At 45.6% G+C, this 542-nt stretch carries 1 protein-coding gene; it reads right to left on the reverse strand.

Features of this window, described 5'->3' with window-relative positions; genetic code table 11:
- Window positions 1–542 (reverse strand): GTP-binding protein (locus I6F45_RS21270; protein ID WP_197162051.1); only part of this gene is annotated, 542 nt, incomplete at both ends.

Genomic DNA, 542 nt, shown 5'->3' on the forward strand with positions numbered 1-542 from the left:
GCAAGCTCAACAATCTTATCTTCCCACTCTTTCTCGCCTTCTAACGCTTTAAGCGCAGAACCAGCAATTAGAGGTAAGTCATCACCTGGGAAATCGTATTCTGAAAGAAGTTCACGAACTTCCATTTCTACTAGTTCAAGTAGCTCTTCGTCATCTACCATGTCACATTTGTTCATGAACACGATGATGTAAGGAACGCCAACTTGACGAGAAAGAAGGATGTGCTCACGCGTTTGTGGCATAGGGCCATCAGTCGCAGCAACTACTAAGATCGCGCCGTCCATTTGAGCAGCACCAGTGATCATGTTTTTAACATAATCGGCGTGACCAGGACAATCTACGTGTGCGTAGTGACGTGAAGGAGTATCGTATTCAACGTGAGACGTTGAAATAGTGATACCACGTTCGCGCTCTTCTGGAGCGTTGTCGATTGATGCGAAATCTTTAGCAACACCGCCGTATACTTTTGCAAGTACGTTAGTGATTGCTGCAGTTAGTGTAGTTTTACCGTGGTCAACGTGGCCGATTGTACCAACGTTTAC

The sequence above is a fragment of the Pseudoalteromonas sp. SWYJZ19 genome (assembly GCF_015864375.1).
GTDB lineage: Bacteria > Pseudomonadota > Gammaproteobacteria > Enterobacterales > Alteromonadaceae > Pseudoalteromonas > Pseudoalteromonas arctica.